This is a genomic window from Colwellia sp. MB02u-10, assembly GCF_014077185.1.
Taxonomy (GTDB): domain Bacteria; phylum Pseudomonadota; class Gammaproteobacteria; order Enterobacterales; family Alteromonadaceae; genus Cognaticolwellia.
The window spans coordinates 1-19,920 of record NZ_JACGVK010000108.1; the positions used below are offsets into that span (position 1 = coordinate 1).

A 19,920-nucleotide genomic window follows, 5' to 3' on the forward strand; every position below is an offset into this window, starting at 1 on the left:
AAGTATGTTATGTTTTATCATGCTAGCCTCTGTTTTTAGTTGTTTGACACACTAATTATGGCGCTGGTTTGTAAAACTAACCCACGTTTAGAGGCTAGCACCTTGTGGGGAGTCATTGTGTCTATATGTTTTCAAAGGATTTGAATTATGAGTCGTAATCAAAAAGTTGCTTTCTGGGCTTTATTTGTTGGTTTTTGTTTAACTGCCACAATAAGTATTTATCCCCAAGGTGCATTCGATAACATCACTATTGTGGGTGCAATTATTCTAACTATCTTTTACTTAACGGTAGCATTTTTTATTCATTTATTTGTAAAATCAAACCCTAAAGAAATAGATAAATTATTTGCCAAATAGTTAACATATAACAAGAATTTCAAGAGGGACAAAATAAAGTTGGCTGTTTTGTTCACTCCGTTCACCTATTTTAGCCAACTCTATTTTGCCCCTTAAATGGGCGTTAGCACTCTCACATGAATCGAGGATATCGCATGAGAAAACCAAGGTTATTTATTGCGTCATCAGCAGAAAGTTTAAATATAGCTGAGGCTGTTAATGTAAATCTTGATCATGAATTTGAAATTACTATTTGGAAAAATGGAACCTTCAAACTTTCCTCTACAACAATAGATGATTTAGTTGAAAAATCTTCTACTGTTGATTTTGCATTATTTATATTTGCGCCTGATGACATTGCATCGATTAGAAGTAGGCAAGAGCATATTGTTCGAGATAACGTGATTTTTGAAATGGGCTTGTTTATCGGTGCAATAGGTAAGTCACGTTCATTTATCCTCAAACCTAGAGATCAAGAAATGCATTTGCCAACAGATCTCTTAGGAGTAACTCCTGCTGATTATGACTCAACTCGTTCTGATGGTGATTTAGTCTCGGCAACCAATAGGGCGTGTTCCTTAATTAAATCAGAAGTTGAAAGAATTGGTTTAATTGATCACGTAAGTCTTTCTGAAAGCAGAAAGATGATTGCTAACCCTGCAGACTATGAACTTTCAGATGTCGACTTTAAATTTCTAGCCGCTTGCTTGCAAAGCCATACAAGTGACCCTGTTGGTTTAGCGTACCATCGAATCTCAAATAGCTTTAGATCAGTGAATGACGCACTACTGCAAATTGCATCCATAAAATTAGAGCGAATGGGTCTACTAAGTAAAACTATAGAAACTGACGAACAAGATGGGTATGACTATTACGCATACTCTATTACTGAGTTAGGAATAGACATACTATTAAAAAATGAGCATGTATTTCAACCTAAGCCACAACAACAAGCACCTCAAAAAGGCTTTACTGGACAGGTTGATTTCTAGAGTGCTAACAAGCAATTCAACAAGGACAAATAACAGTTGGTTTTTGCTCCTTCGTCGCTTATTTTAACCAACTATTATTTGCCTGTTAATTGGGCGTTATAAGGCAAGGAACCATCGGAGTCATGGAAACACACTTTACCTTTAGTTCATCTAAAGGATTAATTGAATCAGCTGAGTATCTTCTTGAACATACAGAAGATAATGATGTTCTGTTCAACTCCAACAAATATTCCTTTATATAAGTTGCCGCAGCCTCATTAGAAAGCTTGCTAAATGAAGGGATAATCTCTTGGGCTTTTCAATTATTTCCAAAAGGTGATCATAAACGACATGCAACAGCATTTCTTTCAACTTGCATCAATCTTGCATCAATCTTGCGTTAGTTTTTACCCTCTATTTTGCAAGTCTTATACTAGAGTGCTTTTAAACGACAGATGTTGACTCACAATCATTTAAGACTGGATAAAGCTAGCTAGTAAGGAGCGGTATTAGCGAACCATCAAAAGCAAAGTCCTAGAGAAATAGCCGCTATAGCTACGCGATACTTACAAAATAAATGCGGTTGTAGAGTTTTTGTTCTTATACTTAGAATGAGTGACTTAGCTGATAAATATTGGATCATGGATAGAACTTATAGCGTATGTGTGAACAGAGTTACAAGCTGGGAACTTTTATGGATTACTAAGATTAAATCGAATGAAATTTATTCGTAAGGATATTAGTAGTTCCAGAAAAGCATGAATCTAGGTATAGGCAGGTTAACAGTAAAGTCATTGGTCGATTAAAATCTAGTAAGGACCACAAACCTTTATACACAAATCGCACCCACTTAGATTAAAAGGGTATATGTCAATGTGTCAAAGTTGAAAGTTAGATATTAACATCTAACTATTGCTACCCTTATTGCTACCCAATTAAACCATAAAAAGCCATATACCCATATATATAAGGACCTACAGACCCTCTAATGACTCCTGTCGGGTGGGCCACTTTCTCAATAGATGCCTAGATTAATTTCAGTTACTGACCAAGCGCTTATTCAAATCTCAGATTATGACTATTATTAAATAAAAAAAAGCACTACTGTGTAGTGCTCTGATGATAAAATTTAATTTAATTTTCTAAACTAGACTCTAGAAACTATACACTAAAAACTAAAGTTTACTCGTGCATAATAGCTCATGCCATCGAAGCCATAAGGTAGCGCTCTGACTGGGTATTTAAAGGCGCCATTAGTAATAAAGTTTAAGACTTCATCTTCACCAAGCTCATCGGGTGTCTTATCAAATAAGTTATTTATACCAGCCGATAATTGTAAAGTATCGCTAAGCTGATACGCTAAATTAACGTCAATTAATACCGCTGACTCTACGACACTGGTCGGTTTAAAACTGCCTGTTGATGATAAAAATCCTGGTAGTCCAATATGATCATTACCAAAATACATAATGTCAGTTTCACCATAGTAATTGGCTCTAACAACGCCACTCCATGCTTGGTTACTATAGTCAACAGTAAAAGTTGCACGTTGCTTCGGTTGTCCATCCGTTAAGAAACTACGTTGTAAATCGTCTAACGCGACAGTTTCTGGAATACCTTCTGGCGAGTTTACACTATCAATTTTAGTCTCATTTAAATTACCCGCGAGTGTTACGTCTAAATTACCTGCTAATAGCTCTGTCTGATAAGTAATAACAAGATCAAGCCCTTGGGTAGTTGAATTAACTGCATTTGAAAAGTAATTACCCTGTACTGCCCCTGTAGTGTTTAGCGCCGTCACTGCCTCGGTGTTAAATGACACGTCATTAGCATTTAACAAACTGCCTAAGGTAATGCGGTCATCAATCTTTACTCGATAGGCATCTAAAGATACTGATAGTGCACTGTTAACATCATAAACTAGCCCTAAGCTTAAATTTTTAGATGTTTCAAGCTGTAAACTATCTACACCTAATGCTGAGGGAAATGCTGAACCTGCTGTTGCGGTGAATGATGACAATAAAACGCCACCTGCACCTAAATTAGTGGTGTAGGCAGTATATGCACTTTGCTGAAGAGACGGTGCTCTAAAACCTGTTGATAATGCTCCTCTGACGGCTAAACTCTCTGTAAGCTCATAACGCGTTGATAACTTACCTATAAGCTTACTGCCAGCTTCAGAGAAATCTTCATAACGCAATGCTGCGCCTAAGTTCCATTGCTCTGTTATTTGCTGTTCAAGATCAAGATATAAGGCATAGCTGTGACGGTTGGCATCATTTGCTGCATCTGGTCTTAAGCCTGGATACGCTTGAAAACCACAACCCGCGAAAACATTACTGTCGATCACAGACGCAGAAGAAACTGAACTATTATTTGCACCACAAGCGTAAGAGGCGACTTCACCAGCAACAATTTCATAATTTTCTTGGCGATATTCAGCGCCAAAAGCAACAAACAGCGTTTCGCCACTATTCATTTCAATAAGGCCTGAAATATCGGCGTTAAAGGTTAATTGATCATACCTAAAACCACCAGAGTAACCTGATGTTGGGCCGGCATTATTAGCAATGTCTTGATCGCTTGCGGTAGGGTTCAGTGCTAGATATTCTGCAGCATAAGAAGCATTGATGGTATTGTTAGAATAAAAGTCATATTCATTTTCGCCATAGGTAGCGGAAACATCAAAACTCCAATCATCACTTAGCTCGCCCCTTAGACCAAATGCTGTTGATATATCTTGTGCTTCATTATCGATACGAGGTAAAAATCCATCTGGATAAATTTGTGGTACATTTTTTTCGGCTTCATTAAAGCTACGGTAAAAACCATTACCTAGAGCGGTTCTATTTGAGTATCCGCCAAAAGCATAAAGCTCCATATTTTCTAAGGGTAGCATGGCATTATAGAAAAATGACTTGAAGCTTGATTCAGCATTACCTTGGCCCCATCGTACCTTTTCAGATAAGGTACCTGCTGGTGTGGTTGAACTGCCGCCGGTATCTTTTTGCGCGCGATTAGTGCCGTCGTAATCTCTATATTCAGCGGTTAAATTAATAAAACCGCCCTCGTTACCTAAATCAAAACCCGTATTTAAGCCTGCGGCTAAAACATCACCGTCACCTTCACCTGTAGCACCCATTTGGATAAAGCCCGATGTCACATTTGTGCTGTCTTTAAGCTCAAGGTTTATCACACCCGCGATGGCATCGGAGCCGTATTGAGCAGCGGCGCCGTCGCGAAGTATTTGCACATTTTTTAGCGCGGTCATGGGGATTGCATTCATATCAGTACCGGCAGCACCCGCACCAACGGTACCATTTAAACCAAAGATTGCTTGATTATGACGTCGCTTGCCGTTGACTAGCACTAAGGTCTGATCAGGCTGTAGACCTCGAAGCGTTGCCGGTCTAAATAAATCAGAACCATCTGATACTTGCGTTCTACTAAAATTAAATGACGGAGCCATCGCCTGAAGACTTTGACCTAATTCGCTAAAACCACCTTTGGTTAGTGACTCACTGGAAATAATATCAATAGGTGAACTTGACTCAGTTGCTGTTCTACTTGAAACACGAGAGCCAAGTATTGCAATGGTTTCTAAGCTTTCATCAACAGAGGCTGTAGCAGCCGCAAAAGATGGTGAGCAAGAAAATGATGTACCTATAGCGATAGCTAGGGTGTGTAAACGAAAGTATTTATTAAAGAACAACTTTTTCACCTTGAATTTAGAAATAGAAAAACCACAAATTTGTGGCGATAAATTTACAGTGAAACTAAACATTTTTCCATCATTTTATTGACAATTAACAGGCGCTCTAAAATTCACCTAATTTTTCCTGTGATTGACAAAAATTTGAATGATAAAAATATAAATAGCCTTAGATTTACCTAGCCGTCATTGATATGGTTTCAGCAACAAATATCATTGGAGTTGGTAGCTAATGTTATTATAAGTAGTTAAAATTCAGCTGAATTTAACTCTTAGGAAGATATAAATGAAAGCACAAGTAAAATGGATCGGTGAAGAAATGTTTATGGGCACGTCTGAAAGTGGTCACACGATTGTATTAGATGCGAACGCAGGTGCTCTGGCGCCTAGCCCATTAGAAAGTGTATTAATATCTCTAGGTGCTTGTTCTTCAGTTGATGTGGTGAGTATATTGGAAAAAGCACGACAAACTATTACCAGCTGTAAAGTTGAAATATCAGCTCAGCGCGTTGATTCTGTGCCAAAATTATTTTCTGATATCCACTTACATTTCGTTATTCAAGGTGACGATGTGGGTACTAAGCATGTTGAGCGTGCGGTCAGTTTATCTGCCGATAAATATTGCTCGGTAGCATTGATGCTTAATAAGTCGGTTAATATTACTCACGACTTCGAAATTATCAACCTATAACTCATTGGCCATCATTATGGCTGCTCGGGTACCTTCTTTTTACCCTAGCGACGCTTTAAGCTTTATATATTGAATGCTGAAGCTAAAACCAGCTTGATCATTAAATAGACAATACCAAGATGCTAAGGCTTAGATACTAGCCAGTATTAATCGGCTTGTTATAAATACCGCTTGGCCTTAAATTCTTTAAGTCGCTACTTATTGTTTCCCCCTGTAAAAAATAAGAAATGATTCACAGGGAGAAAAGCAGAAGAACGGCAGGAGCAGTAAAGGTTAAATCAAACAATTTGTTACAGGCTTAAAGCTATTAACCTAGGTTACAAGTCACTCATCCAATCAAGTTGTTTGTTTGCTTCACTCTTTTTAAGCATTAAGTCTTTAATCAACGGGGTTAATAATAATTCCATCGCTAAACCCATTTTACCGCCAGGGACAACCAAGGTGTTCATGCGGGACATAAATGATCCATCGATCATGCTAAGATAATAGGGAAAATCGAGTTGACTTGATTCACGGCAACGAATAACCACAAAACTCTCGTCTAACGTTGGAATCGCTTTAGCACTAAAAGGATTTGAGGTATCAACAGTGGGTACTCTTTGAAAGTTAATATGGGTACGCGAAAACTGTGGTGTGATAAATGAAATGTAATCTTCCATACTTCTAACAATACTTTGGGTTACAGCCTCACGACTATGACCGCGTTTGTCGGTGTCACGTATTATCTTTTGTATCCATTCTAAGTTTACAATCGGTACCATACCAATGAGTAGATCAACATGCTTTGCTACGTCATTATTCTCGGTAACAACCCCGCCATGCAAACCCTCGTAGTAAAGTAAATCAGTACCCTCGCCCAAAGTTTCCCACGGTGTAAAAGTACCCGGCATTTGGTTATAAGGCACAGCTTCATCGAATGTATGCAGATAACGGCGAATTTTGCCTTTACCTGTCTCTGAGTAATCTTTAAATAATTCTTCTAAGGCGTCAAAATCATTGGCCGCAGCGCCAAAATAGCTTAATTTAAGTTGTTGCTCTTTCGCTTTGCGCTTTTCTAAATCCATTTCTTGGCGCGAGTAGCGATGGAAACTATCTCCCTCAACAGTTGCTGATGTAATGCCCAATGAACGAAAAATATGCTCGAACGATTCTGTTGTCGTAGAAGTGCCTGCACCCGAAGAGCCGGTAACAGCGATGATAGGATTTCGTGACGACATAGTGGCGGACCTTATTATTAATGGACAATTGTTATACGAGGTATTACTAGGCGGGTCAAGCTTTAGCTAATATTCTTATCTTACGGTAGCGATTTTAGCACACAAAAAAGCGGAGCCTAAGCTCCGCTTTTAATATCGTCAGAATAAATTTAGTACAAGTACTAAATTATGCTTCTGCGCTAACTTCTTCAACTACTTCAGCTGCATCTTCTACTGCTGGGCGGTCAACAAGTTCAACATAAGCCATAGGGGCTTTATCACCAGTACGGAAACCACATTTTAAAATGCGAGTGTAACCACCTGGGCGATCTTGGTAACGAGCACCAAGTTCGTTGAATAAAATACCTACTACTTCTTTATCTTGTGTACGAGCAAACGCTAAACGGCGATTTGCAACACTGTCGGTTTTGGCCAATGTAATTAGTGGCTCAACAACGCGACGAAGTTCTTTAGCTTTAGGAACAGTCGTTTTTATAACGCCATGTTTTACTAAAGAACTTGCCATATTGCGGAACATCGCCTGGCGATGACTGCTATTACGGTTTAACTGGCGACCGCTTTTACGATGGCGCATAAGTTAATCCTTATCTCAACTATTAAAAAACGATGATCGACTTAGTCGTTATCAGCTATGCTTTCTGGTGGCCAGTTTTCTAGGCGCATGCCCAGAGACAAACCACGAGACGCCAAGACGTCTTTGATTTCGGTTAAAGACTTCTTACCTAAATTAGGTGTTTTAAGAAGTTCAACCTCAGCACGCTGTACTAAGTCGCCAATATATTGAATTGCTTCTGCTTTTAAGCAGTTTGCTGAACGAACAGTAAGTTCAAGGTCATCAACAGGACGAAGCAAAATAGGATCAAACAGTGGTTTTTCCTCTTTTGGCTCTACTTCAGTTACATCACGAAGCTCTACAAACGCATCTAGCTGTTCAGCTAGAATAGTTGAAGCGCGACGAATTGCTTCTTCAGGATCTAACGTACCGTTAGTTTCCATGTCTAAGACTAATTTGTCCAAATCTGTACGTTGTTCAACACGTGCAGAATCAACGTCATAGGCAATTCTTACAACAGGACTGAATGAAGCATCAACTAACAAACGTCCAATTGCACGATCTTCTTCCTCGGCATCACGTCGAATTGAAGCAGGAACGTAACCACGTCCCATTTCAACCTTTATACGCATACTGATAGAGCCATCACCTGTCAAATGACAGATTACATGGGTTGGATTTGCAATTTCTACATCACCATCATGTTGGATATCGGCTGCCGTTACAGGGCCTTCACCAGATTTAGTTAAGGTAAGAACAGCTTCGTTTTTACCTTCTAAACTTATAGCTAATCCTTTAAGGTTTAACAGTATCTCGATGATGTCTTCTTGCACACCTTCTTTACTACTGTACTCATGAAGTACACCGTCAATTTCAACTTCAGTTACAGCACAACCTGGCATTGAAGATAAAAGAATGCGGCGTAACGCATTACCTAAAGTGTGACCAAAACCACGTTCTAATGGTTCTAAAGTTACTTTAGCACGAGTAGGGCTAATAGTTTCGATACCAACCAATCGTGGTCTAAGGAATTCGGTTACAGAACCCTGCATTATGTCCTCTCTTAAAGTGCAACTTTACTTAGAGTAAAGTTCAACAATCAACTGTTCATTAATTTCGGCAGACAAGTCAGAACGATCAGGAACACGTTTAAAAACGCCTTCAAGTTTCTTGTTATCTACTTCAATCCAAACTGGCTTCTCACGTTGTTCAGCTAATTCTAAAGCAGCAATGATACGCGCTTGAGTTTTAGACTTTTCACGTACAGAAACTGCATCTTCAGCTTTAACAGTGAAAGATGGAATATTAACAACAACACCGTTAACTACGATAGCTTTATGGCTAACAAGTTGACGAGCTTCAGCACGAGTGCTGGCATAGCCCATACGGTATACTACGTTATCAAGACGTTTCTCTAAAAGTTGCAACAAGTTTTCACCTGTATTGCCTTTTAGACGAGCCGCTTCTTTATAGTAGTTGCGGAATTGTTTTTCTAGTACGCCATAAATACGACGAACTTTTTGTTTTTCACGAAGCTGAATACCGTAATCAGATAAACGACCGCGACGGGCGCCATGTTGACCTGGTATTGTTTCGATTTTACATTTAGTGTCAATTGCTCTAACACCGCTTTTAAGGAACAAATCTGTACCTTCGCGGCGACTAAGCTTTAACTTAGGACCTAAATATCTAGCCATTTTCTTTCTCCAACAATCCTAAAAAAGTACGATTAAACGCGACGTTTCTTAGGAGGACGACAACCATTATGAGGAATCGGTGTTACGTCTGTAATGTTGGTGATTTTAAAACCAGCAGCATTTAAAGCACGGATAGCAGATTCACGACCTGGACCCGGACCTTTAACGAACACTTCAATATTCTTCAAGCCAAACTCTTGTGCAGCTTTACCAGCACGATCTGCAGCTACTTGCGCAGCAAATGGGGTAGATTTACGTGAACCACGAAAACCTGAACCACCAGCAGTCGCCCATGATAAGGCGTTACCTTGACGATCTGTAAGAGTTACGATTGTGTTGTTGAAAGATGCATGGATATGAGCCATGCCGTCAGCAACTTGTTTTTTAACGCGTTTACGCGTACGTACAGGTGTTTTAGCCATTATCTAGTTCCTCTTACTTCTTAATTGGCTTACGAGGACCTTTACGGGTGCGCGCATTAGTTTTAGTGCGTTGACCACGTAGAGGAAGACTGCGACGGTGGCGAATACCACGGTAACAACCTAAATCCATAAGACGTTTAATGTTCATTGAAACTTCACGGCGTAAATCACCTTCTACGGTGTATTTATCCACTTCTGTACGAAGCAAATCAATTTGAGCTTCGTCCAATTCACTGATCTTAGTTGACTCTGCAATACCAGTTGCAACACAAATTGCTTTCGCACGTGTTGCTCCGATACCGAAGATCGCAGTAATGGCGATTACTGCATGCTTACGATCAGGGATGTTAATGCCAGCGATACGGGCCACTAAACACATCTCCTATTTTTAAATTAAAATTTACCAGTTGAAAAGCCCGTTAGGATACTCAACCAGCCGCATTTCTTTGTAAATCGAAGCGGCATTATACAGACTTATCTGCATAATGCTACTGCTTAAAGATTTAGCCTTGACGTTGTTTATGCTTTGGCTCTTCGCAGATTACGCGAATAACACCAGCACGTTTAACAATTTTACAGTTACGACAAATCTTTTTTACGGATGCACGTACTTTCATTCTATATACTCCGTTACCTAACGACTCAGTCTAACGACCGTAGCCCTTAAGGTTTGCTTTCTTAAGTACATTGTCATATTGATGTGACATCAAATGGGTTTGTACTTGTGCCATAAAATCCATTATCACAACTACTATAATAAGTAGTGATGTGCCGCCAAAGTAAAAATTGACGTCCCATGCCATGATAATAAACTGAGGTACCAAACAGATAAAGGTAATATACATCGCACCAGCTAAGGTTAAGCGAGTCATAACTTTATCGATATATTTTGACGTTTGCTCACCAGGACGGATCCCAGGAATAAACGCACCGGATTTTTTCAGGTTATCTGCCGTTTCACGCGGATTGAAAACAAGCGCCGTGTAAAAGAAACAGAAAAATATTATCGCAGCGGCAAGTAACATGACATATAGCGGCTGTCCTGGAGAAATAGCAATTGATACTTCTTGTAGGAAATCAGCAACCATACCTTCACCTTGGCCAAACCAGCTCGCAAGCGTGCCTGGAAACAAGATAATACTTGAAGCGAAAATTGGTGGAATAACACCTGCCATATTCACTTTGAGCGGTAAATGTGTGCTTTGTGCAGCGAAAACCTTACGGCCTTGCTGACGTTTAGCATAGTTAACAACAATACGTCGTTGACCACGTTCCACAAATACTACAAAGAAAGTAGTAGCAAATATAATTACGCCAATTAGCAATAATACTAATAAGTGCAATTCACCTTGACGCGCCGCCTCTGCTGTTTGAGCAACAGCTGACGGCATACCAGCAACTATACCTGCGAATATCAAGACAGAAATACCGTTACCAATACCGCGTTCAGTAATTTGTTCACCTAACCACATTAGAAACATGGTACCAGTAACCAAACTTACTACCGCAGCAAAGTAGAATCCGAAACCTGCGTCCATTACTAGACCTGGCATCATTCCCGGTAGACTTCTTGCTATTGCAATTGATTGTACAGTCGCTAGAACTAAAGTGCCGTAGCGGGTGTATTGACTGATTTTACGTCGTCCAGCTTCACCTTCTTTTTTCAATTCTGCCATTGCCGGGTGCATGACCGTAAGCAATTGCATAATGATTGAAGCTGAGATGTACGGCATAATACCGAGTGCCAATACAGAGGCTCGCTCAAGTGCACCACCAGAGAACATGTTAAACATCTCTACAATGGTGCCCTTTTGTTGATCAAACAACTGAGCTAATACAGCGGCGTCAATACCAGGGATTGGCACAAATGTTCCCAAACGAAGCACAATAAGTGCACCGAATACAAACCATAATCTTTGTTTAAGCTCAGACAAGCCGCCCTTTGCTTTATTATCAATTCCTGGTGTAGCCATAACCTGTACTATTCCTCGATTTTTCCGCCTGCCGCTTCAATAGCTGCACGTGCGCCTTTAGTAACACCTAAACCACGTACGGTAATTGGACGAGTGATATCACCAGAAAGCATGATTTTCACCGCGACAATATTACGTGTGATTAAGTTAGCATCTTTAAGGGCAAAGATATCGACAACATCACCTGTGATGTTGTTTAGTTCATGTAAACGTACTTCAGCGCGAACTAAAGATTTACGTGACGTGAAACCAAACTTAGGTAAACGTTGTTTCAATGGCATTTGACCACCTTCGAAACCAGGACGTACACTACCGCCAGAACGAGATTTCTGACCTTTGTGACCACGACCGCCTGTTTTACCTATGCCAGAACCAATACCACGCCCACAGCGTTTCTTGGCTTTCTTAGCACCTGGTGCAGGAGATAAAGTATTTAAATGCATTATTAATCCTCCACCTTAATCATATAAGATACTTGATTAATCATACCACGTACAGAGGGAGTATCTTCTAACTCTACTGTATGACGGATACGACGTAAACCAAGACCCTTTAATGTAGCTCTATGCTTCGGTAAACGACCGATAGAACTTTTTAACTGAGTTATTTTAACTGTTTTAGCCATGCTCAATTACCCCAAGATATCTGAAACGCTTTTGCCACGCTTTGCTGCAACAGCTTCAGGCGAATGCATATTCGCAAGAGCAGATACAGTAGCGCGAACTACGTTGATTGGGTTAGTAGAACCGTATGCTTTTGACAATACGTTCTGTACGCCTGCAACTTCAAGTACTGCACGCATAGCGCCACCGGCGATAATACCCGTACCTTCAGAAGCTGGTTGCATGTAAACTTTAGAACCAGAATGCTTGCCAATGATGACATGCTGAAGAGTAGTACCCTTCAAATCTACGGTTACTAAGTTACGACGCGCTTTTTCCATTGCTTTTTGGATTGCAGCAGGCACTTCACGTGCTTTACCGTAACCAAAACCAACGCGACCAGCACCATCACCAACTACGGTTAATGCTGTGAAACTGAAAATACGACCACCTTTAACCACTTTTGAAACGCGGTTAACTGCGATTAGCTTTTCAGCCATATCACTTTGTTGTGAGTTTTCTTGATTATGATTAGCCATTATCAACCCCTAAAACTGAAGACCAGCTTCGCGAGCTGCATCTGCTAACGCTTTCACGCGACCATGGTAACGGAAACCTGAACGGTCAAAAGCAACACTTGTGATGCCTTTAGCTACTGCACGTTCTGCAAGAGCCTTACCTACAGCCGTAGCTGCTTCAACGTTGCCTGTTTTTTCTAACTGAGCACTAACTTCTTTGTCTAAAGTAGACGCTGATGCGATTACTTCAGAACCTGTTGGTGCGATCAATTGCGCGTAAATATGACGAGGAGTACGGAATACAACTAAACGATTCGCACCCAACTCGCTAATTTTTGCACGAGAGCGTTTAGCTCTGCGCAAACGAGATGTTTTCTTATCCATAGTATTACCCTACTTCTTCTTAGCTTCTTTACGACGGACAATCTCATCGCTATAACGAATCCCTTTACCTTTATAAGGCTCAGGTTTACGGTATGCGCGAATGTTCGCTGCAGTTTGACCGACCAACTGTTTATCAGCACCTTTCAGTATGATTTCAGTTTGGGTAGGAGTTTCAACGGTAATCCCTTCAGGGATTGCGTGCTCGACCGGATGCGAAAAACCTAAAGATAAGTTTAGAACCTTACCCGCAGCTTTAGCACGGTAACCAACACCGTTTAACAATAATTTCCTTTCAAAACCTTTACTAACACCTTCAACCATATTATTGATTAAAGAGCGTACAGTTCCGGCTTGAGACCAAGCGCCTTTAGTATCGACTACGATATTAGTGATGATCTTGCTCTCTTCTTGAGAAACAACAACAGCGCTATGGATCGTATGCGATAATTCGCCAATTGGACCTTTAACTTTGATGTCTTGACCTGATAACGTAATAGTAACGCCAGCAGGGATTGCGACATGTGCTTTTGCAACACGAGACATATTCTGCTCCTTTACTCTACGAAACCAAGAACTTCACCGCCAAGACCCGCATTGCGAGCGGCGCGATCAGTCATTAGACCTTTAGAAGTAGAAATAATTGCGATACCCATGCCTGCTAATACTTTAGGAAGCTCTTGAGCACCTTTGTATACGCGAAGACCTGGACGTGAAACACGTTTGATCACTTCAATTACTTCTTTACCTTCAAAATATTTCAATTCAACAGTTAATTCAGGCTTTGCATCGCTTGAAACTGTAAATTCTGAAATATAACCTTCTTCTTTAAGTAAGTTGGCAAGTGCAACTTTTACCTTAGAAGATGGCATTTTTACTGCAGTTTTTGCTGCAGATTGACCGTTGCGGATGCGTGTAAACATGTCCGCGATAGGATCAGTCATCATAACCATTTACTCCCGTGAATTACCAACTAGCTTTCTTAAGACCTGGAACTTCACCGCGCATCATAGTTTCGCGTAATTTAATACGACTTAAACCAAATTTACGTAAGAAACCATGTGGACGGCCAGTAATGTTACAACGGTTACGTTGACGACTACTACTCGAATCACGAGGTAAACTTTGAAGTTTCAATACAGCATCCCAGCGCTCTTCATCAGAAGAGTCAGCACCAGAGATGATAGCTTTTAGTGCACTACGCTTTTCAGCATATTGTGCAACTAACTTGGTTCTTTTAGCTTCACGAGCTTTCATTGACGATTTTGCCATAACTCTACACCTTCTTCTTAAATGGGAAGTTGAAGGCAGCCAATAATGCATGACCCTCTTCATTGTCCTTCGCACTTGTAGTGATAGTGATATCCATTCCGCGAATTTTATCGATTCTATCGTACTCGATTTCAGGGAAAATGATTTGCTCACGTACGCCCATGCTGTAGTTACCACGACCATCGAATGACTTAGGGTTTAAGCCACGGAAATCGCGGATACGAGGAATAGAAATAGAGATTAAACGCTCTAAAAATTCCCACATACGTTCGCCACGTAGAGTTACTTTTGTGCCTATAGGATAGCCTTCACGAATTTTGAAGCCCGCAACAGATTTGCGTGCTAATGTCGTGACCGGCTTTTGACCTGAGATTGCAGTAAGATCATTTGTGGCGTGTTCTAAAACTTTTTTATCAGAAATAGCTTCGCCAACGCCCATGTTAAGGGTGATCTTTTCAATCCGAGGGACTTGCATGACACTTTTATAACCAAATTGCTTTTGCAATTCAGCTACAACTGTATCTTTATATAAATCATGCAGTTTCGCCATCGTTTACTCCAATTAAATTAATTCGTTATTAGATTTGAAAAAACGCGTTTTTTTGCCGTCTTCATCTCTAAAACCAACACGATCTGCTTTGCCAGTAGCTGGGTTAACAATCGCAACGTTGGATACATTTAAAGGTGCTTCTTTTTCAACAATCCCACCAGGCTGCTGTAACTGAGGTACAGGCTTAGTGTGCTTCTTGATTAAGTTAATACCTTCAACAAATACTTTGCCGTCTTCAACAAGAACTTTGGTCACTTTACCAGTTTTGCCCTTGTCTTTACCTGCAAGTACGATTACTTCATCATCACGACGAATCTTAGATGCCATTATCGTGACTCCTTATAGTACTTCTGGTGCAAGTGAAACAATTTTCATGAATTTTTCATTACGAAGTTCACGAGTCACAGGACCGAAAATACGAGTACCAATTGGTTGTAAGTTAGCATTTAACATTACAGCCGCATTTTCATCAAAACGGATGGTAGAACCATCTGAACGACGAACACCTTTCTTAGTGCGCACCACTACTGCAGTTAGGACATCACCTTTTTTAACTTTGCCGCGAGGAGTTGATTCCTTCACTGCAATTTTAATGATGTCACCAATGCGTGCGTAGCGACGGTGCGAACCACCAAGAACCTTTATACATTGTACACGTCGAGCGCCGCTGTTATCAGCTACGTTCAGTTGTGATTGCATTTGGATCATTTAATATGTCTCCGCTAAATTATCTTTATAAAAGATTAAATTCAAGGCCAGAAATTTGACCCGTCACTGCCTTCTAAATCCCACTCACAACGAGCGGGCGCGAGATTATAACACCGGTGATTTAAAAGTGATACTTTATTTAGCTAAAAAGTAACCACTATGCTAGGAGCGGTCTGCAGGATGATTGCTACCACAGTCACCAAAAAATGCGCTATACCAGCGGTATAATACACTTAATTATCCAGTATCAATATGACGTTTAAAAATCTATCTATAAATTTTTGTTGAAAAAAAGGCCCTGCAGAAGCAGAGCCTTTTCAAAGTTCTTATTGTGAATTAGATCAGGCGATTAAGCTTTCTCTAATACGCTTACCAAAGTCCAAGACTTAGTCTTAGAAATTGGAGCACATTCACGAATAGATACTAAATCACCAGCTGCACATTGGTTAGTTTCATCATGCGCTTTCAACTTAGTTGAACGCGTCATGTACTTACCGTACATAGGGTGCTTAACACGTCGTTCGATCAGGACAGTGATAGACTTATCCATTTTGTCACTGACGACACGACCTTGTAGTGTACGAATTTTTGCTTCGCTCATTACTTACCTGCCTTCTCAGTTATGATAGTCTTAACACGCGCGATGCTACGGCGTACATTTCTTTGCAAATGAGTTTGCGTCAACTGGCCTGTGCTTGCTTGCATGCGATAGTTAAACTGTTCGCGTAACAACTCAAGCAATTCAGCGTTTAGCTCTTCAATGCTTTTTTCTTTCAATTCACTAGCTTTCATTACATCACCGTTCTAGTTACGAAAGTTGTTTTGAACGGAAGTTTAGCTGCCGCTAAAGCAAATGCTTCACGAGCAATCTCTTCCGAAACACCTTCCATTTCATAAAGAACACGACCAGGTAGAATTTGGCATACCCAATATTCCACTGAACCTTTACCTTTACCCATACGAACTTCAAGAGGTTTTTTAGTAATTGGCTTATCAGGGAATACACGGATCCAGATTTTACCTTGACGCTTCACGTGACGAGTCATTGCTCGACGAGCCGCTTCAATTTGACGCGCAGTCATACGACCACGTTCCATTGATTTTAACCCGAAAGTACCGAAGCTTACTGAACTACCTACATGTGCAAGACCGCGGTTACGCATTTTAAATTGCTTGCGGAACTTAGTACGTTTTGGTTGTAACATTACTTATTCCCCTACTTACTGGTCTTGCGGTTAGGTTTTCTTTTAGGCTTAGCAGCTGGTTGCTCTACTTGTAATGGCATGTTGCCAATTACTTCGCCTTTAAAGATCCATACTTTGATACCGATAACACCGTAAGTGGTATCAGCACGCGCAATTGAGTAATCAATGTCAGCACGTAAAGTGTGTAATGGAACACGACCTTCACGATACCATTCAGCACGTGCAATATCTGCACCGCCCAAACGACCACTTACTTGTACTTTGATGCCTTTTGCGCCTAAACGCATAGCATTTTGTACAGCACGTTTCATCGCACGACGGAACATTACACGACGTTCTAATTGACTAGCGATGCTATCAGCAACAAGCTGCGAATCCATTTCTGGCTTACGCACTTCAGCAATGTTGATTTGAGCAGGAACACCAGCAATTTTAGAAACCGCTAAACGTAGTTTCTCAACATCTTCGCCTTTCTTACCGATTACAACACCCGGACGAGCCGTGTGAATTGTAACGCGGATAGATTTAGCTGGACGTTCAATTACAATTTTTGATAATGAAGCACGCTTAAGCTTTTCAGTTAAATATTCACGAACCAAATGGTCACCGTGTAAATTAGCTGCGAAATCTTTAGTACTTGCAAACCAAGTAGACGCGAAAGGTTTCGTGATACCTAAGCGAATACCATTTGGATGGACTTTTTGACCCATTCTAATATCTCCTAGCTATCAGATACAATCACAGTAATGTGACTTGTACGCTTAAGGATTCGATCCGCGCGACCTTTCGCACGAGGCTTAATACGTTTCATTGTTGGACCATCGTCAACCATAATAGTTTTTACGATAAGCTCGTCAATGTCTGCACCTTCGTTGTGCTCTGCGTTAGCAATAGCTGAATCAAGTACTTTTTTAACCAAAACAGCAGCAGATTTATTGCTGAATGTTAAGATCTCAAGTGCTTTTTCAACATGCAAGCCGCGGATCTGATCCACAACTAAGCGTGCTTTTTGTGCAGAGCCACGGGCAAATTTATGTGTAGCAATAGCTTCCATCTAATTTCCCCTATCTCTTCGCTTTCTTATCCGCGACATGGCCACGGTAAGTACGAGTTGGTGCAAATTCACCTAATTTGTGACCGATCATTTCATCAGTTACAAATACAGGTACGTGTTGACGGCCATTATGGACGGCAATGGTCAATCCGATCATCGTAGGGATGATCATTGAACGACGAGACCAAGTCTTAATTGGCTTTTTAATCCCGCTTTCCACCGCTGTCTCTACCTTCGTCAACAAGTGTAGGTCTATAAATGGACCTTTCTTGAGAGAACGTGGCATGGTGATTCCTCTTTAATTAAAAGTACTATTATTTAGCACGACGACGTACGATAAATTTATCGGTACGCTTGTTAGAACGAGTCTTGTAACCTTTAGTTGGTACACCCCAAGGTGATACCGGGTGACGACCGCCTGATGTTTTACCTTCACCACCACCGTGTGGGTGATCAACTGGGTTCATGGCAACACCACGAACAGTTGGGCGAACACCACGCCAGCGTGAAGCACCAGCTTTACCCAAAGAGCGAAGCATGTGTTCAGCGTTGCCGATTTCACCTAAAGTAGCACGACAATCTGACTCTATTTTACGCATTTCACCAGAGCGAAGACGTAAAGTGACATAAGCACCGTCTTTCGCAACTAATTGCGCGTAAGTACCAGCAGCACGTGCGATTTGAGCACCTTTACCTGGTTTAAGTTCGATTGCGTGAACAACACTACCTAATGGTGTGTTGCGAAGTGGTAAAGTGTTACCTGGCTTAATAGGAGCATCGACACCAGACTGGATTGAATCTCCAGCTTTTAAGCCTTTAGGGGCTAAGATGTAACGACGTTCACCATCAGCGTAAAGTACTAGTGCAATGTTTGCACTACGGTTTGGATCATATTCCAAACGTTCTACTTTAGCAGGGATACCATCTTTATTACGTTTAAAGTCAACCATACGATAATGTTGCTTGTGTCCACCACCAATGTGACGAACAGTAATGCGACCATTATTGTTACGACCACCAGATTTAGACTTAGTGTCTAACAATGGTGCGTAAGGCTTACCTTTATGCAACTCCGTGTTTACCACTTTAACAACGTGGCGACGACCCGGAGAAGTAGGTTTACATTTAACTATAGCCATTTTCGTAAACTCCTATGATTCCGCGCCAACGAAGTTGATGTCGCTGCCTTCAGCAAGTGTAACGTATGCTTTTTTCCAATCGCTTCTGCGACCAAAACGAGCACCAGTACGTTTCACTTTACCTTTGACATTTAATGTACGAACACCATCAACTGAAACTTCAAAAAGTTTCTCAACAGCAGCTTTGATTTCAGCTTTAGTAGCAGTAGTGGCAACTTTGAAAACAACTGTGTTGTTAACTTCAGAAGCCATTGTGCTTTTCTCAGAAATGTTCGGTGCTAAAAGCACTTTCAGTAAACGTTCTTCGTTTATCATCCTAACATCTCCTCAAGTTGCTTAACTGCTGATGCAGTCATCAAAACTTTTTCGAAACCTACCAAGCTAACTGGGTCAATACCGTCTACGTCACGCACGTCAACTTTATACAAGTTGCGCGCTGATAAGAACAAGTTCTCATCAACATCTGGAGTAACGATTAATACGTCTTTTAGCTCCAATGCGTTAAGTTTAGCTACTAACTCTTTAGTTTTTGGTGTTTCAACTGTAAAATTTTCTACCACAATCAAGCGTTCTTGACGAACTAACTCAGAAAGGATGCTTTTAATCGCACCACGGTACATTTTACGGTTTACTTTTTGGCTGTGATCCTGTGGCTTAGCAGCGAATGTTACGCCACCTGTACGCCAGATTGGACCACGACTAGTACCAGCACGTGCACGGCCAGTACCTTTTTGACGCCATGGTTTTGCGCCACCACCACTAACTTCTGAACGAGTTTTTTGAGCACGAGTACCTGCACGAGCACCAGCTGCATAAGCAACTACTACTTGGTGTACAAGAGCTTCATTAAACTCAAGTCCAAAAGTTGTTTCAGAAACTTCAAGAGCGCCTGAAGCGTCTTTTAATGCTAATTCCATCA

Annotated in this window: 31 protein-coding genes; 3 read left to right on the forward strand and 28 right to left on the reverse strand. The window is 40.8% G+C overall.

Annotated elements, in window-relative coordinates; all coding sequences use genetic code 11:
* Positions 1–147: 147 nt before the first annotated feature.
* On the forward strand, positions 148–357 hold the full coding sequence (locus tag H4J59_RS06330) for a hypothetical protein (RefSeq protein ID WP_182237839.1): 210 nt from the start codon (positions 148–150) through the stop codon (positions 355–357).
* 134 nt (positions 358–491) lie between these two features.
* Positions 492–1,328, forward strand: a complete 837-nt coding sequence (locus H4J59_RS06335; RefSeq protein WP_182237841.1) for a TIR domain-containing protein — start codon at positions 492–494, stop codon at positions 1,326–1,328.
* Positions 1,329–2,475: 1,147 nt separating this feature from the next.
* On the opposite strand, the gene H4J59_RS06340 is transcribed toward H4J59_RS06335, so the two are convergent.
* Positions 2,476–5,091 (reverse strand): TonB-dependent siderophore receptor, encoded by a 2,616-nt coding sequence (locus H4J59_RS06340; protein WP_182237843.1) that lies wholly within the window; start codon positions 5,089–5,091, stop codon positions 2,476–2,478.
* A 214-nt stretch (positions 5,092–5,305) separates the two neighbouring features.
* Here H4J59_RS06340 and H4J59_RS06345 point away from each other — a divergent pair, with 214 nt between their 5' ends.
* Positions 5,306–5,710: an OsmC family protein gene (locus tag H4J59_RS06345; RefSeq protein WP_182237845.1), complete on the forward strand. Its 405-nt coding sequence runs from the start codon at positions 5,306–5,308 to the stop codon at positions 5,708–5,710.
* 317 nt (positions 5,711–6,027) lie between these two features.
* On the opposite strand, the gene H4J59_RS06350 is transcribed toward H4J59_RS06345, so the two are convergent.
* The 27 genes from H4J59_RS06350 to rplD form a co-directional block, all read right to left on the reverse strand.
* Positions 6,028–6,927 carry a phosphoribulokinase gene (locus tag H4J59_RS06350; RefSeq protein WP_182237847.1) on the reverse strand — a complete coding sequence of 300 codons (900 nt, stop codon included), beginning with the start codon at positions 6,925–6,927 and terminating at the stop codon, positions 6,028–6,030.
* A 166-nt stretch (positions 6,928–7,093) separates the two neighbouring features.
* Complete coding sequence (gene rplQ / locus H4J59_RS06355; RefSeq protein WP_182237849.1) at positions 7,094–7,501, reverse strand: 50S ribosomal protein L17; 408 nt, start codon at positions 7,499–7,501, stop codon at positions 7,094–7,096.
* 41 nt (positions 7,502–7,542) lie between these two features.
* Positions 7,543–8,532 carry a DNA-directed RNA polymerase subunit alpha gene (locus tag H4J59_RS06360; protein WP_182237850.1) on the reverse strand — a complete coding sequence of 330 codons (990 nt, stop codon included), beginning with the start codon at positions 8,530–8,532 and terminating at the stop codon, positions 7,543–7,545.
* Positions 8,533–8,556: 24 nt separating this feature from the next.
* A complete protein-coding gene (rpsD, locus tag H4J59_RS06365) occupies positions 8,557–9,177 on the reverse strand; it encodes a 30S ribosomal protein S4 (RefSeq protein ID WP_146877767.1) in 621 nt (206 codons plus the stop codon).
* A 32-nt stretch (positions 9,178–9,209) separates the two neighbouring features.
* Entirely contained in the window at positions 9,210–9,599 is a 390-nt protein-coding gene (gene rpsK, locus H4J59_RS06370) for a 30S ribosomal protein S11 (protein ID WP_076420861.1), read from the reverse strand.
* Between the two features lie 13 nt (positions 9,600–9,612).
* Positions 9,613–9,969, reverse strand: a complete 357-nt coding sequence (gene rpsM, locus H4J59_RS06375) for a 30S ribosomal protein S13 (RefSeq protein WP_182137391.1) — start codon at positions 9,967–9,969, stop codon at positions 9,613–9,615.
* A gap of 133 nt (positions 9,970–10,102) precedes the next feature.
* Positions 10,103–10,216 carry a 50S ribosomal protein L36 gene (gene rpmJ / locus H4J59_RS06380; protein WP_182137244.1) on the reverse strand — a complete coding sequence of 38 codons (114 nt, stop codon included), beginning with the start codon at positions 10,214–10,216 and terminating at the stop codon, positions 10,103–10,105.
* Positions 10,217–10,246: 30 nt separating this feature from the next.
* Entirely contained in the window at positions 10,247–11,572 is a 1,326-nt protein-coding gene (gene secY, locus H4J59_RS06385) for a preprotein translocase subunit SecY (protein WP_182137243.1), read from the reverse strand.
* Between the two features lie 8 nt (positions 11,573–11,580).
* Positions 11,581–12,015, reverse strand: a complete 435-nt coding sequence (rplO, locus tag H4J59_RS06390; RefSeq protein WP_182131650.1) for a 50S ribosomal protein L15 — start codon at positions 12,013–12,015, stop codon at positions 11,581–11,583.
* 2 nt (positions 12,016–12,017) lie between these two features.
* On the reverse strand, positions 12,018–12,197 hold the full coding sequence (gene rpmD, locus H4J59_RS06395; RefSeq protein ID WP_081151057.1) for a 50S ribosomal protein L30: 180 nt from the start codon (positions 12,195–12,197) through the stop codon (positions 12,018–12,020).
* A gap of 6 nt (positions 12,198–12,203) precedes the next feature.
* On the reverse strand, positions 12,204–12,713 hold the full coding sequence (gene rpsE, locus H4J59_RS06400; RefSeq protein WP_146877772.1) for a 30S ribosomal protein S5: 510 nt from the start codon (positions 12,711–12,713) through the stop codon (positions 12,204–12,206).
* 9 nt (positions 12,714–12,722) lie between these two features.
* Complete coding sequence (rplR, locus tag H4J59_RS06405) at positions 12,723–13,076, reverse strand: 50S ribosomal protein L18 (protein WP_182137241.1); 354 nt, start codon at positions 13,074–13,076, stop codon at positions 12,723–12,725.
* A 9-nt stretch (positions 13,077–13,085) separates the two neighbouring features.
* On the reverse strand, positions 13,086–13,619 hold the full coding sequence (gene rplF, locus H4J59_RS06410) for a 50S ribosomal protein L6 (RefSeq protein ID WP_182237852.1): 534 nt from the start codon (positions 13,617–13,619) through the stop codon (positions 13,086–13,088).
* A gap of 11 nt (positions 13,620–13,630) precedes the next feature.
* Positions 13,631–14,020, reverse strand: coding sequence for a 30S ribosomal protein S8 (rpsH, locus tag H4J59_RS06415; RefSeq protein WP_404842454.1), 390 nt, complete (start codon positions 14,018–14,020; stop codon positions 13,631–13,633).
* Positions 14,021–14,039: 19 nt separating this feature from the next.
* Entirely contained in the window at positions 14,040–14,345 is a 306-nt protein-coding gene (gene rpsN / locus H4J59_RS06420; RefSeq protein ID WP_182192293.1) for a 30S ribosomal protein S14, read from the reverse strand.
* Positions 14,346–14,349: 4 nt separating this feature from the next.
* Positions 14,350–14,895 carry a 50S ribosomal protein L5 gene (gene rplE, locus H4J59_RS06425; RefSeq protein ID WP_182192294.1) on the reverse strand — a complete coding sequence of 182 codons (546 nt, stop codon included), beginning with the start codon at positions 14,893–14,895 and terminating at the stop codon, positions 14,350–14,352.
* Between the two features lie 12 nt (positions 14,896–14,907).
* Positions 14,908–15,222, reverse strand: coding sequence for a 50S ribosomal protein L24 (gene rplX, locus H4J59_RS06430; protein ID WP_182192295.1), 315 nt, complete (start codon positions 15,220–15,222; stop codon positions 14,908–14,910).
* Positions 15,223–15,234: 12 nt separating this feature from the next.
* The gene (gene rplN, locus H4J59_RS06435; RefSeq protein ID WP_182137237.1) at positions 15,235–15,603 is read right to left on the reverse strand and encodes a 50S ribosomal protein L14; all 369 of its coding nucleotides are present in this window, start codon (positions 15,601–15,603) and stop codon (positions 15,235–15,237) included.
* 349 nt (positions 15,604–15,952) lie between these two features.
* On the reverse strand, positions 15,953–16,204 hold the full coding sequence (gene rpsQ, locus H4J59_RS06440) for a 30S ribosomal protein S17 (protein WP_146877779.1): 252 nt from the start codon (positions 16,202–16,204) through the stop codon (positions 15,953–15,955).
* Entirely contained in the window at positions 16,204–16,395 is a 192-nt protein-coding gene (rpmC, locus tag H4J59_RS06445; protein ID WP_182192296.1) for a 50S ribosomal protein L29, read from the reverse strand. Before rpmC ends, rpsQ begins: the two co-directional genes overlap by 1 nt.
* Positions 16,395–16,808 carry a 50S ribosomal protein L16 gene (rplP, locus tag H4J59_RS06450; protein ID WP_146877781.1) on the reverse strand — a complete coding sequence of 138 codons (414 nt, stop codon included), beginning with the start codon at positions 16,806–16,808 and terminating at the stop codon, positions 16,395–16,397. Before rplP ends, rpmC begins: the two co-directional genes overlap by 1 nt.
* Before the next feature lie 11 nt (positions 16,809–16,819).
* Complete coding sequence (rpsC, locus tag H4J59_RS06455; protein WP_146877782.1) at positions 16,820–17,518, reverse strand: 30S ribosomal protein S3; 699 nt, start codon at positions 17,516–17,518, stop codon at positions 16,820–16,822.
* An 11-nt stretch (positions 17,519–17,529) separates the two neighbouring features.
* Positions 17,530–17,862, reverse strand: coding sequence for a 50S ribosomal protein L22 (gene rplV / locus H4J59_RS06460; protein ID WP_126667308.1), 333 nt, complete (start codon positions 17,860–17,862; stop codon positions 17,530–17,532).
* A 10-nt stretch (positions 17,863–17,872) separates the two neighbouring features.
* A complete protein-coding gene (gene rpsS / locus H4J59_RS06465; RefSeq protein WP_146877784.1) occupies positions 17,873–18,148 on the reverse strand; it encodes a 30S ribosomal protein S19 in 276 nt (91 codons plus the stop codon).
* A gap of 28 nt (positions 18,149–18,176) precedes the next feature.
* Entirely contained in the window at positions 18,177–19,001 is an 825-nt protein-coding gene (gene rplB / locus H4J59_RS06470; RefSeq protein ID WP_146877785.1) for a 50S ribosomal protein L2, read from the reverse strand.
* 12 nt (positions 19,002–19,013) lie between these two features.
* A complete protein-coding gene (gene rplW, locus H4J59_RS06475; RefSeq protein WP_146877786.1) occupies positions 19,014–19,316 on the reverse strand; it encodes a 50S ribosomal protein L23 in 303 nt (100 codons plus the stop codon).
* A complete protein-coding gene (rplD, locus tag H4J59_RS06480; protein WP_146877787.1) occupies positions 19,313–19,918 on the reverse strand; it encodes a 50S ribosomal protein L4 in 606 nt (201 codons plus the stop codon). The genes rplW and rplD overlap by 4 nt, the downstream gene beginning before the upstream one ends.
* Positions 19,919–19,920: the final 2 nt, after the last annotated feature.